Source organism: Pseudomonas sp. EL_65y_Pfl2_R96 (assembly GCF_963970905.1).
In the GTDB taxonomy this organism is placed as follows: domain Bacteria; phylum Pseudomonadota; class Gammaproteobacteria; order Pseudomonadales; family Pseudomonadaceae; genus Aquipseudomonas.
Map to the genome: position 1 here is coordinate 67389 of NZ_CAXAQH010000017.1, position 15601 is coordinate 82989.

General features: G+C 60.8%; 16 protein-coding genes. 15 read left to right on the forward strand and 1 reads right to left on the reverse strand.

The features are described 5' to 3' along the window. Positions 1–49 precede the first annotated feature (49 nt). Together AACY49_RS17925 and AACY49_RS17930 are read left to right on the forward strand one after the other, a co-directional pair. Positions 50–982 carry an ABC transporter ATP-binding protein gene (locus tag AACY49_RS17925; protein WP_095634883.1) on the forward strand — a complete coding sequence of 311 codons (933 nt, stop codon included), beginning with the start codon at positions 50–52 and terminating at the stop codon, positions 980–982. Then, entirely contained in the window at positions 979–1758 is a 780-nt protein-coding gene (locus AACY49_RS17930) for an ABC transporter permease (RefSeq protein WP_258699598.1), read from the forward strand. The genes AACY49_RS17925 and AACY49_RS17930 overlap by 4 nt, the downstream gene beginning before the upstream one ends. A gap of 171 nt (positions 1759–1929) precedes the next feature. On the opposite strand, the gene AACY49_RS17935 is transcribed toward AACY49_RS17930, so the two are convergent. Then, entirely contained in the window at positions 1930–2445 is a 516-nt protein-coding gene (locus AACY49_RS17935) for a DUF2062 domain-containing protein (protein WP_258699599.1), read from the reverse strand. 136 nt (positions 2446–2581) lie between these two features. On the opposite strand from AACY49_RS17935, the gene AACY49_RS17940 reads away from it, so the two are divergent. The 13 genes from AACY49_RS17940 (at position 2582) to AACY49_RS18000 (ending at position 15599) form a co-directional block, all read left to right on the forward strand. Beyond that, a complete protein-coding gene (locus tag AACY49_RS17940) occupies positions 2582–4816 on the forward strand; it encodes a DNA internalization-related competence protein ComEC/Rec2 (protein WP_339525447.1) in 2235 nt (744 codons plus the stop codon). Between the two features lie 97 nt (positions 4817–4913). Continuing rightward, positions 4914–5549, forward strand: coding sequence for a MotA/TolQ/ExbB proton channel family protein (locus tag AACY49_RS17945; protein WP_258699601.1), 636 nt, complete (start codon positions 4914–4916; stop codon positions 5547–5549). Continuing rightward, a complete protein-coding gene (locus tag AACY49_RS17950; RefSeq protein WP_258699602.1) occupies positions 5546–5974 on the forward strand; it encodes an ExbD/TolR family protein in 429 nt (142 codons plus the stop codon). Before AACY49_RS17945 ends, AACY49_RS17950 begins: the two co-directional genes overlap by 4 nt. Further along, positions 5974–6984 carry a tetraacyldisaccharide 4'-kinase gene (lpxK, locus tag AACY49_RS17955; protein WP_339525450.1) on the forward strand — a complete coding sequence of 337 codons (1011 nt, stop codon included), beginning with the start codon at positions 5974–5976 and terminating at the stop codon, positions 6982–6984. The genes AACY49_RS17950 and lpxK overlap by 1 nt, the downstream gene beginning before the upstream one ends. Positions 6985–7009: 25 nt before the next feature. Further along, positions 7010–7195, forward strand: coding sequence for a Trm112 family protein (locus AACY49_RS17960; protein WP_007945752.1), 186 nt, complete (start codon positions 7010–7012; stop codon positions 7193–7195). Continuing rightward, the gene (kdsB, locus tag AACY49_RS17965; protein WP_258699604.1) at positions 7192–7956 is read left to right on the forward strand and encodes a 3-deoxy-manno-octulosonate cytidylyltransferase; all 765 of its coding nucleotides are present in this window, start codon (positions 7192–7194) and stop codon (positions 7954–7956) included. Before AACY49_RS17960 ends, kdsB begins: the two co-directional genes overlap by 4 nt. Continuing rightward, the gene (locus tag AACY49_RS17970; RefSeq protein ID WP_258699605.1) at positions 7956–8420 is read left to right on the forward strand and encodes a low molecular weight protein-tyrosine-phosphatase; all 465 of its coding nucleotides are present in this window, start codon (positions 7956–7958) and stop codon (positions 8418–8420) included. Before kdsB ends, AACY49_RS17970 begins: the two co-directional genes overlap by 1 nt. Next, positions 8417–9436, forward strand: coding sequence for a UDP-N-acetylmuramate dehydrogenase (gene murB / locus AACY49_RS17975; RefSeq protein WP_339525453.1), 1020 nt, complete (start codon positions 8417–8419; stop codon positions 9434–9436). The genes AACY49_RS17970 and murB overlap by 4 nt, the downstream gene beginning before the upstream one ends. A gap of 245 nt (positions 9437–9681) precedes the next feature. Continuing rightward, positions 9682–10152 carry a (2Fe-2S)-binding protein gene (locus tag AACY49_RS17980; protein WP_007941956.1) on the forward strand — a complete coding sequence of 157 codons (471 nt, stop codon included), beginning with the start codon at positions 9682–9684 and terminating at the stop codon, positions 10150–10152. Further along, positions 10149–12470, forward strand: a complete 2322-nt coding sequence (locus tag AACY49_RS17985; protein WP_339525455.1) for a xanthine dehydrogenase family protein molybdopterin-binding subunit — start codon at positions 10149–10151, stop codon at positions 12468–12470. The genes AACY49_RS17980 and AACY49_RS17985 overlap by 4 nt, the downstream gene beginning before the upstream one ends. Then, the gene (locus AACY49_RS17990; RefSeq protein ID WP_339525457.1) at positions 12470–13453 is read left to right on the forward strand and encodes an XdhC family protein; all 984 of its coding nucleotides are present in this window, start codon (positions 12470–12472) and stop codon (positions 13451–13453) included. Before AACY49_RS17985 ends, AACY49_RS17990 begins: the two co-directional genes overlap by 1 nt. After that, positions 13450–14043: a nucleotidyltransferase family protein gene (locus AACY49_RS17995; protein ID WP_339525458.1), complete on the forward strand. Its 594-nt coding sequence runs from the start codon at positions 13450–13452 to the stop codon at positions 14041–14043. The genes AACY49_RS17990 and AACY49_RS17995 overlap by 4 nt, the downstream gene beginning before the upstream one ends. A gap of 413 nt (positions 14044–14456) precedes the next feature. Next, complete coding sequence (locus AACY49_RS18000) at positions 14457–15599, forward strand: acyltransferase (RefSeq protein ID WP_339525460.1); 1143 nt, start codon at positions 14457–14459, stop codon at positions 15597–15599. Positions 15600–15601: the final 2 nt, after the last annotated feature.

Sequence of the window (15601 nt, forward strand, 5' to 3'; positions counted from 1 at the left end):
CGCCCGCTCTTATTTATTCCTTTCTCCCTTCTTGGTGCGTAAATCCGATATGAGTTCCGCTCTGTCCATCCGGCAGCTAACCAAAACCTACGGCAACGGTTTCCAGGCCTTGAGTGGTATCGATCTGGACGTTGCCGAAGGTGACTTTTTCGCCTTGCTCGGCCCCAACGGCGCCGGCAAATCCACAACCATCGGCATTCTCTCGACCCTGGTGAACAAGACCAGCGGAACAGTGAATATCTTTGGTCACGACCTGGACAAGGAACCGGCGGCGCTCAAGCGCTGCATTGGTGTGGTGCCCCAGGAATTCAACTTCAACCAGTTCGAAAAGACGTTCGACATTGTCGTGACCCAGGCCGGTTACTACGGCATCCCGGCGAAAATCGCCAAGGAACGCGCCGAGCAGTACCTGACCCAACTGGGCCTGTGGGACAAGCGCGATGTGCCGTCGCGCTCCCTGTCCGGTGGCATGAAGCGCCGACTGATGATCGCCCGTGCGCTGGTTCACGAACCGCGCCTGCTGATCCTCGATGAACCGACGGCGGGGGTGGACATCGAATTGCGTCGCTCGATGTGGACCTTCCTCACTGAACTGAACAAGAAGGGCATCACCATCATCCTCACCACCCACTACCTGGAAGAGGCTGAGCAGTTGTGCCGCAATATCGGCATCATCGACCACGGCACCATTGTCGAGAACACCAGCATGAAGCAGTTGCTCAGCCAACTGCATGTCGAAACCTTCCTGCTGGATCTGAAGAACACGTTGCAAGTGGCGCCGCAGTTGCTCGGTTACCCGGCCAAACTGATCGACAGCCATACCCTGGAAGTCCAGGTCGACAAGGCCATGGGCATTACCGCGCTGTTTACCCAATTGGCGCAGCAGAACATCGAAGTGTTGAGCCTGCGTAACAAAACCAATCGCCTCGAGGAGTTGTTCGTGTCTCTGGTGGAGAAAAATCTGTCGAAGGTGGCGGTATGAGTTCCGAGCTGCAACCCAACCTCGTTGCCCTCAATACCATCGTTTACCGTGAGGTCAAACGCTTCACCCGGATCTGGCCGCAGACCCTGCTGCCGCCGGCCATCACCATGGTTCTGTACTTCGTGATCTTCGGCAATCTGATCGGTCGGCAGATCGGCGACATGGGTGGCTTCACTTATATGGAGTACATCGTGCCGGGGCTGATCATGATGTCGGTGATCACCAACTCCTACGGCAACGTGGTGTCGAGTTTCTTTGGCAGCAAGTTCCAGCGCTCCATCGAAGAATTGATGGTGTCGCCGGTGTCGCCGCATACGATTCTGATCGGCTACACCCTGGGCGGCGTGCTGCGGGGGTTGATGGTCGGGATCATCGTGACCCTGCTGTCGCTGTTCTTCACCAAGCTGCAGGTGCATCATCTGGGCGTGACCGTTCTGGTGGTGGTGCTGACGGCGACGATCTTCTCGCTGCTGGGCTTCATCAACGCGGTATTTGCGCGCAACTTCGATGACATCTCGATCATCCCGACCTTCGTGCTGACACCGCTGACCTACCTGGGCGGGGTGTTCTACTCGATCAGTTTGCTGCCACTGTTCTGGCAGACCGTGTCGCTGGCCAACCCGGTGCTGCACATGGTCAACGCCTTCCGTTACGGCATCCTCGGTGTGTCGGATATCAAGATCAGCGTGGCGATCACCTTCATGCTCATTGCGACCGTTGTGCTGTACATCGGTTGTGCGCGGCTGCTGGTGAGTGGGCGTGGGATGCGTACCTAGGAGCGACCGCGTCGCCTGCTTCGCGAGCAGGCTCGCTCCCACATTGGTTTTGTGTCGATCGCAAAATAGGTGGGCAACGCCAATCAGTGTGGGAGCGAGCCTGCTCGCGATGGCGTCAGCATAAACACCGCAAAAAGAAACGGCCTCCCAAGCGGAGGCCGTTTTGCTTTCTCACATTCGACTTTGCTTACGCCGCTTCCACTGCCGACTCACCCACCAGCGCCAATACATCATCACCAGGCAATAGGCCAGCGCCCCAAGCACCAACCCCGTTACCACCGAGCCAAGCAAGAACGGTTGCCACAGGCTCGAGAGTTCGCCGCTGATCCATTCCCAGGTCAGTTCGTCCGGCAGGCTCCTGGCGGGGACGTCCATCAGCCAGGCGCCAGTCTGGTATGTGCAGAAGAACACCGCCGGCATGGTGATCGGGTTGGTCAGCCAGACCAGGCTGACGGCAATCGGCATGTTGCCGCGCACCACGATGGAGAGGGTGGCCGCCAGCAGCATTTGCAGCGGGATGGGCAGGAACGCCGCGAACAGTCCGACCGCCATGGCCCGGGCCACGGAATGGCGATTGAGGTGCCAGAGGTTCGGGTCATGCAGCAGGGTGCCGAGAAAGCGTAAGGATTTGTGTTCCCTGATGCTGGTCGGGTCTGGCATGTAACGTTTGAATAAGCGCCGGGGCATAAGGCTTCTCGGTCGGTTAAGGCGGCAAGTATGTCTGGATTCTACGAACCGCCCATTCAGATTTTGTGACAATTGTTAACGACGTACGTGCGGCGCGCCGGCTAAGCCTAGGGAGGGGACTCTCAAGGACGGGCTTATGCGCACAGGGATGATGGCGCTGGCGTTGGGTTTGCTGGCCCTGCGTTTTTTACCGGCGTTACCGCCGGCAGGGTTGTGGCTGTTGTTGCCGGTAGTGGGATTGATGCTGCTGCCGTTTCGCACCTTTCCCCTGGCATTTTTGTTGTTCGGTTTCAGTTGGGCTTGCGCGAACGCCCAGTGGGCGCTGAATGATCGCCTGCCGCTGAATCTCGATGGCGAGACTCGCTGGGTCGAAGGCCGTGTGACGGGTTTGCCGCAGCAGGCCGAGGGCGTGGTGCGTTTCGAGCTGACGGACAGTCAGTCCCGTCGCACCAAGCTGCCTCGGCACCTGCGTCTGGCCTGGTATGGCGGGCCGCCCGTCAACAGTGGCGAGCATTGGCGGCTGGCCGTCAAATTGAAGCGTCCTGCCGGGTTGCTCAACCCGCGTGCGTTCGATTATGACGCCTGGTTACTGGCCCAACGCATCGGCGCCACCGGGACCGTCAAGGACGGCCAGAGGCTGAGGGAGGCGCAATGGGCCTGGCGCGATGGCATCCGTCAGCGCTTGCAAGCAGTGGATGCCCAAGGGCGAACGGGGGCGCTGACGGCGTTGGTGCTGGGGGATGGCGCCGGGCTGAGCCGCGAAGACTGGCAGGTGTTGCAAGACACCGGCACCGTGCATCTGCTGGTGATTTCCGGGCAACACATTGGTTTGCTGGCAGGGTTGGTGTATCTGCTGATCGTCGGGCTGGCTCGTTATGGTGCGTGGCCCAAGGGCTTGCCGTGGCTGCCATGGGCGTGCGGGCTGGCGTTCGTGGCGGCGCTCGGTTATGGGCTGCTGGCCGGCTTCGAGGTGCCGGTGCGTCGGGCCTGCCTGATGATCGGTCTGGTGCTGTTGTGGCGGCTACGGTTTCGTCACCTCGGCGCATGGTGGCCGCTGTTGCTGGCGCTTGACGGCGTTTTGCTGCTGGAGCCGCTGGCGAGCCTGCAACCGGGTTTCTGGTTGTCCTTCGCGGCAGTAGCGGTACTGATCTTCACCTTTGGCGGACGATTGGGGCCGTGGCGTTGGTGGCAAACCTGGACCCGCGCCCAATGGCTGATCGCGATCGGTCTGGGCCCGCTGCTGTTGGTGCTGGGGTTGCCGATCAGTCTCAGCGGGCCGCTGACGAACCTGTTGGCGGTGCCCTGGATCAGTCTGGTGGTGTTGCCGCCGGCCTTGCTCGGAACGCTGTTGTTGCCTGTTCCTTATGTGGGCGAAGGGTTGCTGTGGTTGGCCGGCGGTCTGATCGACCTTCTGTTCAGAGGGTTGGTGTTGGTGGCTGGGCAATTACCCGCGTGGGTGCCGGCGGCGGTCCCGTTGTGGGTATGGGCGCTCGGCACGCTGGGGGCGTTTCTTCTGTTGCTGCCCAGAGGCGTGCCGTTGCGCCCGTTGGGCTGGCCGATGCTGCTGTTGCTGGTTTTTCCGCCCCGGCACACGTTGCCTGAAGGCATGGCCGAGGTCTGGCAGCTGGATGTCGGCCAGGGATTGGCCATCCTGGTGCGTACTCGCGATCACACCCTGCTGTATGACGCCGGGCCACGGTTCGGCGATATCGACCTGGGGGAGCGGGTGGTGTTGCCATCATTGCGCAAACTGGGCGTGGACGGCCTCGATCTGATGCTGATCAGCCATGCCGATGCCGATCATGCCGGCGGTGCGCGAGCGATTGCCAACGCAATACCAGTGAAGCAAGTACTGAGTGGCGATCACCTGGCCCTGCCAGACGAACTGCACGCCGAGGGCTGCGAGAGCGGTCAGCAATGGGCCTGGGACGGCGTGAAGTTCCAACTCTGGCAGTGGCCGTCAGCCAGCGAGAGTAATCAGAAATCCTGCGTGCTGCAGATCGAAGCCAACGGCGAACGGCTGCTGCTGACCGGCGATATTGATAGCGCGGCCGAGCGGGCGCTGCTCGACAGTCCAATGGCGGTGCCGACGGATTGGTTGCAGGCACCGCACCATGGCAGTCGCAGTTCGTCGTCGACGGCATTGCTCAGCGCCTTGCAACCCAAAGCGGTGCTGATTTCCCGTGGCAACGGCAATTCTTTCGGCCATCCCCATCCCACGGTCGTGGCGCGCTATCAAAAGCGCGGTGTGGCGATCTACGACAGCGCTGTGCAGGGTGCCATTCGTCTACAACTGGGACGCTTCGCACCGCCGTGGACGATGCTTCAGGAACGGCGTTTCTGGCGCGATCGGCCACCATTGAGCCAGTAACCCGCGTTATTAAAGCCCGACCGGATGCGACATCGCGGTCTTCGGTGCGTCCACCCCCTATGTTAGAGTGGCGCACTTTTTCGAGGGGACTGTCACTGTGTGGGAATTGGTCAAATCCGGCGGCTGGATGATGCTGCCGATCATTCTGAGTTCCATCGCGGCCATGGCGATCGTCGCCGAGCGTCTGTGGACCCTGCGTGCCAGCCGCGTGACCCCGGAGCACTTGCTCGGGCAGGTGTGGGTCTGGATCAAAGACAAGCAACTCAATAAAGACAAACTCAAGGAACTGCGCGCCAACTCCCCGCTGGGCGAGATCCTGGCCGCCGGTCTGGCGAATTCCAGGCATGGTCGCGAGATCATGAAAGAGTGCATCGAAGAGGCCGCTGCGCGAGTGATCCATGAACTCGAACGCTACATCAATGCCCTCGGCACCATTGCCGCCATGGCCCCGTTGCTGGGTTTGCTGGGTACGGTACTGGGCATGATCGATATTTTCAGTGCGTTCATGGGCACGGGCATGGGCACTAACGCCGCGGTTCTGGCCGGTGGTATTTCCAAAGCGCTGATCACCACCGCTGCTGGCCTGATGGTCGGCATCCCGGCCGTGTTCTTCCACCGCTTCCTGCAACGCCGGATCGATGAGCTGGTGGTGGGCATGGAGCAGGAAGCGATCAAACTGGTCGAGGTAGTGCAGGGCGACCGCGACGTGGATCTGGCCGAGGGTAAAGCGTGAAATTCCGTCGTAAACCGCGGGAAACGGTAGACATCAACCTCGCGTCGCTGATCGACGTGGTGTTTATCCTGCTGCTGTTTTTCGTCGTGACCACCACCTTCACCCGTGAAACCCAAATGCGCGTCGACCTGCCGGAAGCGGTCAGCGGTTCCCCGGCCGAAGACCAGCAGCTCAAGCAACTGGATATCGCCATCAGCGCCGAGGGGGTGTTCTCGGTCAACAACCAGTTGTTACCGAAGAACGACCTGACCAGCCTGATGGAAGCGCTACAGAAAGAATCCAACGGCGACACCAACCTGCCGCTGTCCATCAGCGCCGATGGCAAGACCCCTCATCAGTCCGTCATCACTGCCATGGACGCTGCCGGCAAGCTCGGTTTCAGCCATTTGCGCATGACCACTGTCGAGGCGGCGCCAGCGTCCTGATGGCCATGTCCGACCGATTGCTCGCCGCGTGGTATGCCGGTCATCCGGCCTTGAAGCTTTTACAGCCGCTTGAATGGCTGTATCGGCGTGTGGTCACCGGCAAGCGCAATCGCTTCCTGGCCGGCGAGGGCGAGATCTACCAACCGCCGGTGCCGTTGATCGTGGTCGGCAACATCACGGTGGGCGGCACCGGCAAGACGCCGCTGATTCTGTGGATGATCCAGCATTGCCAGCGCAGTGGTCTGCGGGTCGGCGTGGTCAGCCGTGGCTATGGCGCCAAACCTGCGCAACTGCCGTGGCGGGTCGAGGCGGATCAAGGCGCGGACGTGGCGGGCGATGAGCCGCTGTTGATCGTCCAGCGCACCGGCGTGCCGCTGATGATCGACCCGGACCGCAGCCGTGCGGTCAAGGCCTTGTTGGCGAGTGAGCCGCTGGACCTGATTCTCTCCGACGACGGCATGCAGCATTACCGGCTGGCCCGGGACCTGGAGCTGGTGCTGATCGATGCCGCTCGAGGCCTGGGCAACCAGCGTTGCCTGCCGGCCGGGCCGTTACGCGAACCGATCGAGCGCCTGCAAAGCGTCGACGCAGTGCTGTACAACGGCGCTGTCAGTGATCGTGAAGACGGCTTCGCCTTCCAGCTGCAACCCACGGCGCTGGTCAATCTGCACAGCGGCGAACGGCGTCCCCTCGACCACTTTCCTGCTGGCCAGGCCGTGCATGCCGTAGCCGGGATCGGCAACCCCAAGCGTTTCTTCACGACCCTCGAAACGCTACACTGGCGGCCAGTGCCCCATGCATTTGCCGACCACGCCGAGTACAGCGTGCAGGCCTTGAATTTCACACCGTCATTGCCAGTGGTGATGACGGAAAAGGACGCGGTGAAGTGCCGTGCCTTCGCCGCCGCCGATTGGTGGTACCTGGCGGTCGATGCTGTGCCATCGCCGGCCTTCGTGGCCTGGTTCGATACGCAGCTGATGCGCCTGTTGCCGGCTCGTCTTTTGCCTTAAATCCGTTTCTATCCAGGGAATGTTCATGGACACCAAATTGCTCGATATCCTCGCTTGCCCGGTCTGCAAAGGCCCGCTCAAGCTCAGCGCCGACAAAACCGAGCTGATCAGCAAGGGCGCCGGTCTCGCGTACCCGATTCGCGACGGCATCCCGGTGATGCTCGAAACTGAAGCGCGCACCCTGACCACCGACGAGCGTCTGGACAAATGACTACAGCCTTTACCGTTGTCATCCCATCACGTTTTGCCTCCACCCGCCTGCCGGGCAAACCGCTGCTGCTGATCGCCGGCAAGCCGATGATCCAGCACGTCTGGGAACAGGCGAGCAAAAGCAGCGCCCAGCGAATTGTTGTGGCTACCGACGATGCGCGTATCGTCGAGGTCTGCAAAGGTTTTGGTGCCGAAGTGGTGCTGACGCGCGAAGACCACAATTCCGGCACTGACCGTCTGGCCGAAGTCGCGGCGAAACTGGGCCTGGCCCCGGACGCCATTGTGGTCAACGTCCAGGGCGACGAGCCGTTGATTCCGCCGAGCGTGATCGATCAGGTCGCCGCCAACCTGGCCGCCCACACCGAAGCGCGCATGGCCACGTTGGCCGAGACGATCGAAGACGTGGAAACCCTGTTCAACCCCAACGTGGTCAAAGTGGTCAGTGACCTCAATGGCCTGGCACTGACCTTCAGTCGTGCCACTTTGCCATGGGCTCGGGACGCGTTCGCCAAAAGCCGCGAGCAAATGCCGGAAGGTGTGCCGTATCGCCGCCACATCGGCATTTACGCCTATCGCGCAGGTTTCCTGCAGGACTTCGTCACCTGGGGCCCGTGCTGGCTGGAAAACACCGAATCTCTGGAACAGCTGCGGGCGCTCTGGCACGGCGTGCGGATTCACGTCGCCGACGCGCTGATCGCACCACCCACCGGTGTCGATACGATTGAAGACCTCGAGCGCGTTCGTCGCCTGCTGGAGGCCTGATGCGGGTTCTGTTCGTCTGCCTGGGCAACATCTGCCGTTCCCCCACGGCCGAAGGCGTATTGCGGCACAAACTGCATGAGGCGGGGCTGGCCGGGCAAGTCGAAGTGGCTTCTGCCGGCACCGGTGACTGGCACGTCGGCAAGGCCCCGGACAAGCGCAGCCAGGCCGCGGCGAAACTGCGTGGCTACGACCTGTCCGCCCAGCGCGCTCAGCAAGTGACCCGCGCCGACTTCGCCACCTACGACCTGATTCTGGCGATGGACAACAGTAACCTGCGCCACCTCAAGGCCTTGCAACCAGCCAAGGGCAAGGCCGAGCTGGATTTGTTCCTGCGTCGCTATCAGTCGCAAATCGATGAAGTGCCGGATCCTTATTACGACGGCGACCAAGGCTTCGAACAGGTACTGGACCTGATCGAGCGCGCCAGCGATCTACTGGTGATCGAATTGAAGGGACGGTTATGAGTTTGCAGGTACAACCCCAGGTTTCGCTCAAGCCGTTCAACAGCTTTGGCGTGGACGTTCAGGCGCGGTTGTTTGCCGAGGCTCATAGCGACGCCGACGTGCGTGACGCTCTGGCCTATGGGGCGGAACATGAGGTCCCCGTGCTGGTGATCGGTGGCGGCAGCAATTTGCTGCTGACTGCTGATGTCCAGGCACTGGTACTGCGCATGGCCACACGGGGCATTCGCCTGCTGAGCGATGACGGCAATCAGGTGGTGATCGAAGCCGAGGCGGGCGAGCCGTGGCATCCGTTTGTACAACACACGTTGGCGCAAGGGTTGTCGGGACTGGAAAACCTAAGCCTGATTCCCGGCACCGTGGGCGCCGCACCGATGCAGAACATCGGCGCTTACGGCGTCGAGATAAAGGATATTTTTGCCGGCCTGACGGCCCTCGATCGCCAGACCGGCGAGCTGCGGGACTTCACGCTGGCCGAGTGCAACTTCGCCTACCGCGACAGTCTGTTCAAACAGGAACCGGGGCGGTGGGTGATTCTGCGGGTGCGTTTCACCCTCACGCGCACCGCGCACCTGCATCTGGAATACGGCCCGGTTCGCCAGCGCCTGACGTCGCTGGGCATCGATCACCCGACGCCCACCGATGTCAGCCAGGCCATTTGCAGCATTCGCAACGAAAAGCTCCCGGACCCGGCGGTGCTCGGTAATGCCGGCAGCTTCTTCAAGAATCCGTTGGTGCCAGCTGCACTCGTGGCGCAACTCAAGGGTGAATACCCGGATCTGGTGGCGTATGCGCAACCCGACGGGCAAATGAAACTGGCAGCGGGCTGGCTGATCGAGCGGGCCGGCTGGAAAGGCTTTCGCGACGGTGATGCCGGCGTGCATAAATTACAGGCGCTGGTGCTGGTCAACTACGGCACCGCAACGGGCCTGCAATTGCTGAATCTGGCGCAGCATATTCAAAAAGACATTTCAGAACGTTTCCACGTCGACCTGGAAATGGAGCCCAACCGGTATTGAGGCTACGCTTTCAAGGTTGATTCCAAAGCCCTGCACAACGTCCATTGTGCAGGGCTTTTTTGTTAATGCTGGGTTAACTTAGCGACCTAACGATGAAAGCATTTGCTCCACCAAAGGCCCGGTGCAGACGTCACCGTCCGCATAAGAGAGCCTGTTAGCCTGAGTCGATCTGCGTGTAGTGAACCGCCAACCCCAAGCGGCAGATTGCTCGACCCCATAACCTCTATAACTATGCGGGCGTGCCCATGATTACCCTGAAACTCAATGGTCAAGATCATCAACTCGATGTCACCGAGGACATGCCGCTGCTCTGGGCGATCCGTGACGTGGCCGGTTATAACGGCACCAAATTCGGCTGCGGCATGGGGCTGTGCGGTGCCTGCACCATTCATATCGACGGCGCGCCGGCGCGCAGTTGCATCACACCAATCGGCTCGGTAGTCGGCCAGAACGTCAGCACCATCGACAACCTGCACGCCGACCCGGTTGGCAAAGTCGTCCAGCAGGCCTGGCTCGACAGCGCCGTGGCCCAGTGCGGTTACTGCCAGGGCGGGCAGATCATGTCGGCCACCGCGTTGCTGAAAACCAACCCGAACCCCAGCGACGAGCAGATTGAAGAGGCGATGGTCGGCAACATTTGCCGTTGCGGCACCTACAACCGGATCAAGACCGCCATTCGTCAGGCATCCACTCACCTGAAGGAGGCCAAGGCATGAACCCGCTACCGAATGATTTTGCACTGAGCAACCTCAGCCGCCGCGGTTTCCTGAAAGGTGTGGGCGCCACCGGTGCGCTGGTGCTGGCAGCCAGTTGGGGCTGGCAGGACGCGTTTGCCGCCGAGAAAGAGAAGAAGTTCGGCGCCGATGGCATGCCCAACGGCTGGATCGATGATCCTAAGGTTTACGTCAGCATCGCCGCCGATGGCAGTGTGACCGTGGTTTGCAACCGCTCGGAAATGGGCCAGGGCGTGCGCACCAGCTTGACCATGGTGGTGGCCGATGAGCTGGACGCCGACTGGGCGCAGGTGAAAGTACAACAGGCACCAGGTGACGAAGTACGCTTCGGCAACCAGGATACCGACGGTTCGCGCAGCATGCGTCACTGGTACGAACCGATGCGCCGTTGTGGTGCTGCCGCGCGGACCATGCTTGAGCAAGCCGCTGCCGAGCAATGGAAAGTGCCGGTCAGCGAGTGCCGCGCGCAACTGCATAAAGTCATTCACCAACCGACCGGTCGCGAACTGGGCTACGGCGCGTTGGCCGCCGCTGCCAGTGCGCTGGCGGTGCCGGCCCGTGATAGCCTGCGGCTCAAGCAGCCCTCGGAATTCCGTTACATCGGCAAAGAAGGCACCAAGGCCATCGACGGTGCGGACATCGTCAATGGTCGCGCGGTCTACGGCGCCGATGTGCGTTTCGACGGTATGCTCTTTGCCACCATCGCGCGTCCAGCGGTCTATGGCGGCAAGGTCAAATCCTTCGATGCCAGCGCCGCGATGAAAGTCCCGGGGGTGATCAAGGTCCTGCAAGTCGAAAGTCGTCCGCTGCCGTCCGAGTTTCAGCCCCTGGGTGGTGTGGCCGTGGTGGCCAGCAATACCTGGGCGGCGATCAAGGGCCGCGAAGCGTTGACAATCGAGTGGGATGACGGCCCTCACGTCAGTTACGACTCGATCGCCTACCGCAAGGAACTTGAGGCGGCGTCCCTTGAACCTGGCAAAGTGGTGCGCAATACCGGCAACATTGACCAGGCTTTGAGCGCTGCCGACACTACTCTGGAAGCATCCTATTACCTGCCGCACCTGACACAATCGCCGATGGAGCCGATGGTCGCCATCGCCCGTTTCAAGGACGGCGTATGCGAAGCCTGGGCCCCAAGCCAGGCGCCGCAGGTCACCCGCGAACGGATCGGCGAGCGCCTCGGCATTCCATTCGATAACGTCACGTTCAATGTCACCTTGCTCGGCGGCGGTTTCGGTCGAAAATCCAAGCCGGACTTCATCATCGAGGCGGCGATCCTGGCCAAGGAGTTCCCGGGTAAGGCGGTGCGGGTGCAATGGACCCGTGAAGACGACATCCACCACTCGTATTTCCACACCGTGTCTGCCGAATACCTGAAGGCCAGCCTGAACAAGGACGGCCTGCCATCTGGCTGGCTGCACCGCACGGTGGCGCCGAGCATCACCGCGCTGTTCGCGCCGGGTATGAACCATGAGGCGGCTTTCGAGCTGGGCATGGGCTTTACCAACATGGCGTATGCGATCCCCAACGTGCGCCTGGAGAACCCTGAAGCGGCGGTCCACACGCGGGTCGGCTGGTATCGTTCGGTGTCGAACATTCCCCACGGCTTTGCGATTCAGAGCTTTGTCGATGAACTGGCCCACAAGGCTGGCCAGGATCCGCTCAAGTACCAGATCAAGTTGCTTGGCCCGGACCGTCAGATCGATCCGCGCACCTTGAGTGAAGAATGGAACTACGGCGAATCTCCCGAGCGTTATCCGATCGATACCGCACGGATGCGCACCGTGCTGGAAACTGCTGCCAAAGCCGCCGGTTGGGGGCGTGAGTTGCCCAAGGGGCGAGGCCTGGGCCTGGCGGTGCATTACAGCTTTGTCACTTATGTGGCAGCGGTGATCGAAGTCGAAGTCAAAGACGATGGCACCTTGATCGTGCACAAGGCCGACATCGCCGTGGACTGTGGCCCCCAGATCAATCCCGAGCGGATTCGCTCGCAGTTCGAAGGCGCCTGCGTCATGGGCCTGGGCAACGCGGTGCTGGGGGAAATCAGCTTCAAGGAGGGCAAGGTTCAGCAGGACAACTTCCACATGTACGAGGTGGCGCGCATGTCGCTGGCGCCGAAGGAAGTCGCCGTGCACCTGGTCACGCCACCGGGCAATGTACCGTTGGGCGGAGTCGGTGAGCCGGGCGTGCCGCCGATTGCGCCAGCGCTGTGCAACGCGATATTCGCTGCCACCGGCAAGCGCATCCGTAACCTGCCGGTGCGCTATCAGTTGCAAGGCTGGCAAAAGGCTGAAGCCTGATGGACAGCGTCGATCTGAACGTCCTGCGCAGCGTGCTGCAATGGCGCCGCGCCGGTCAGCGGGTGATGTTGTACAGCGTGGTCCAGACCTGGGGCACCGCGCCCCGGGCACCGGGTGCCATGCTGGCCTTGCGTGAAGACGGCGTGGTGATTGGTTCGGTGTCCGGTGGCTGTGTCGAGGATGACCTGATTGCCCGGCTGCACGATGGCCGTATCCCGGCCGATGGGCCGCCGGTGCAGTTGATTACTTATGGCGTCACCCGTGAGGAGGCTGCACGGTTTGGTTTGCCGTGCGGCGGCACGTTGCGCCTGACCGAGGAGCGCGTCGGCGATCCGGCGTGGGTCGCCCAATTGCTGGCGCGCTGCGAGGCGCATGAAATCGTGGCTCGCTCGCTGGATATTGCGACCGGTGAAGTGATCTTGCAGCCGGCGAACAAGAGCGATGTGCTGAGTTTTGACGGCAACACACTGCGTGCCATTTACGGCCCGCGTTGGCGGTTGCTGCTGATCGGCGCGGGGCAGCTATCACGGTATGTCGCCGAGATGGCGCGGCTGCTGGATTTCGAAGTGCTGATCTGCGATCCGCGCACCGAGTTCGTCTACGGCTGGGAAGAGCAACACGGTCGCTTCGTCCCGGGCATGCCCGACGAGGCGGTGCTGACCATCCAGACTGACGAACGCACCGCCATCGTCGCGCTAACCCACGATCCGCGCCTGGATGACATGGCGCTGCTCACGGCGCTGGACTCCAAGGCATTTTATGTCGGTGCGCTGGGCTCGCGGGTCAACAACCAGAAGCGCCGGGACAACCTGGCTCAGCTAGGTTTGTCACCACAGGCCATCGAGCGCTTGCACGGGCCGATCGGTTTGCACATCGGCAGCCATACACCGGCGGAAATCGCCTTGTCGCTGCTGGCCGAAATTGTGGCGATCAAGAACGGCGTCGGGCTGAAACAGAAGAGGCCGTTACAGGAGAGCGTATGAGCGACTCCATCGGGGTTATCGTGATGGCCGCCGGGCAGGGCAGTCGGTTTCGACAGGTGGCGGGTGACGATAAGGACAAGCTGCTGGTGGATTGCACCGCTCGTGACGGCGTCACCGTGCACTCGGTGATCGAGCAGGTGCTGGTGAATCTGCCGGCCGCGCTTGAGAAACGCGTGCTGGTGACCACGGCGGAGCGCCCGCAAGTGATTCGCATGGCGCAGGCCTATGGTTGCGAGATCGTGCGGATCGAGTCGACGGGGCTGGGCGACAGCATTGCGGCGGGTGTGGCGGCATGCTCGCAACTCGATGGCTGGCTGATCATGCTGGGGGATATGCCGTTTATCCTGCCGTCCAGCATTGAGCAGGTTGTTGCGAATATTGCCGATGATGCCATCAGCGTGCCGGTGCACGAGGGACAGTATGGGCACCCAGTGGGGTTCGGGCGAAGCTTCGGTCCGGAATTGATGGCGTTGACAGGTGATCAAGGCGCCAAGTCGCTATTCGTACAGGCGAGGGTGGTCGAGGTGGCGGTGGAGGATCCCGGGGTGTTATGGGATGTGGATGTGCCTGAGACGCTGGTTTTTCAATAACGGTTGTCAGCGGGATTGCATTCGCACTTTCCTCGGAATAATCGGCTCTTCCTTTCGCCCATTCGTATTTATCGATGGGTGCCAGATATAAAACTCGTTATTCAGCGGGTTCTATCCGACATACGATCATGTGGTGTGTGGTGTTCACAGTTGGGGTGAACATCCGGTCAGTACTCATTAGAAAAAGAGCCTAGATGATAAAGCACTATATGGATGCGTCGGTCAGTGTCAGTCCTTTGGAGCTGGACAGTGATATTCAGGAGTTGGGGGCATTGGAGCGGGCATTAAGTTCTGCAGATGTTTTTCAACCTGTTCCGCGTTATGTCAAAACACTTCGAGAACTTAGAAAAGCGTCGCAAACAATTAGTTGTCATCGCGACGAGATCAAGTTCGGGGTCACTTTTGGAGAACGTTTGAAAGAACTGGGTGACGACTTCGGTTTGTCCCCGAAGCACTTTTCGGTCAATACCAGTGGCTCACCGCTGCTCATCAAGGAGCAGGTCGGAGAACACCTGATTTCGCCCACTCATTTTGAAAACGGTGCGTATTTCAGCCACCCCCATGCCGATCATCAGCTCGATCACTCGGCGCAGGATTTGCCTTCGATCAAGATTGGACAGTATGTGCGTTTTGGTCGTAACGCTGCGGTCAATGCCGGCGGCGATGTGGATATAGGCGATGGTGTCTGGCTATCGCCGGGAAGTCAGTTACTGCGTCAGGACCATGACCCGTATGGTCGGCTCTCCATCGGCTCGCGGACTGTCGCGATGACGCGCCTGCCACCGGTGCGACTGTGCGATTACGCGTGGGTCGGGCGTGAAGCGATTGTGGGCTGGAACGCGGATTACCTGGGTAAGGCGAGCATCGTCGGAATCCGTTCCTTCCTCAATACATGGGTCGGCGATTATTCCATCGTTGGCGATCAGGGAAAGATCCTGCAATACCTGCCGTTCAAGGCTCACCTCATGGAAACCTACCAGCCGTCGATCGAGCAGACGCTGCAAGTCAGCGATTGGGCCGCGATCAATTCGGACTGGTTGATGATCTACCGTGACAGCCCGAAGCGCGAGACGCCGACATTGCCGGCACCACTGGCGGAGTATCTCGACACGCCGGGCAAAAAGTCCGTATTGCTGATTGCCCCATCCGATAACGCTCAGCTTCAAGCGTTCGGCCAGCACAGCCTGGATGTCATTTCCAGTTCCCGGCAGCCGTTTGCCCATCACTTGCAGTGGGCTCAGGACTACGGCCATAAGCAGCTCAGGTTGCGCGCCGATCTGGATTTTTCGAGGTTGCCATTCGCCTCGGCCGGCGACTTTCACTATCGCCGTCGATTGGGTTACTCACTGATTGTCGCCAACAGTTCGCCTGTCGAGGCCGAGCCTTGCCGAGTCTATGTCAATGAACTGGCCCGGGTGCTGGCGACGCAGGCACTGTTGTTGGTGCCCATTACGGATGTGTTGCAGACGCAACTGTCTGTGTATCAAGACTTGTTCCATCTGCAAGGGGAAGTCGAGTTCGACGGAGCCTCTTTCATGTTAATGAAGAAGATCTAACG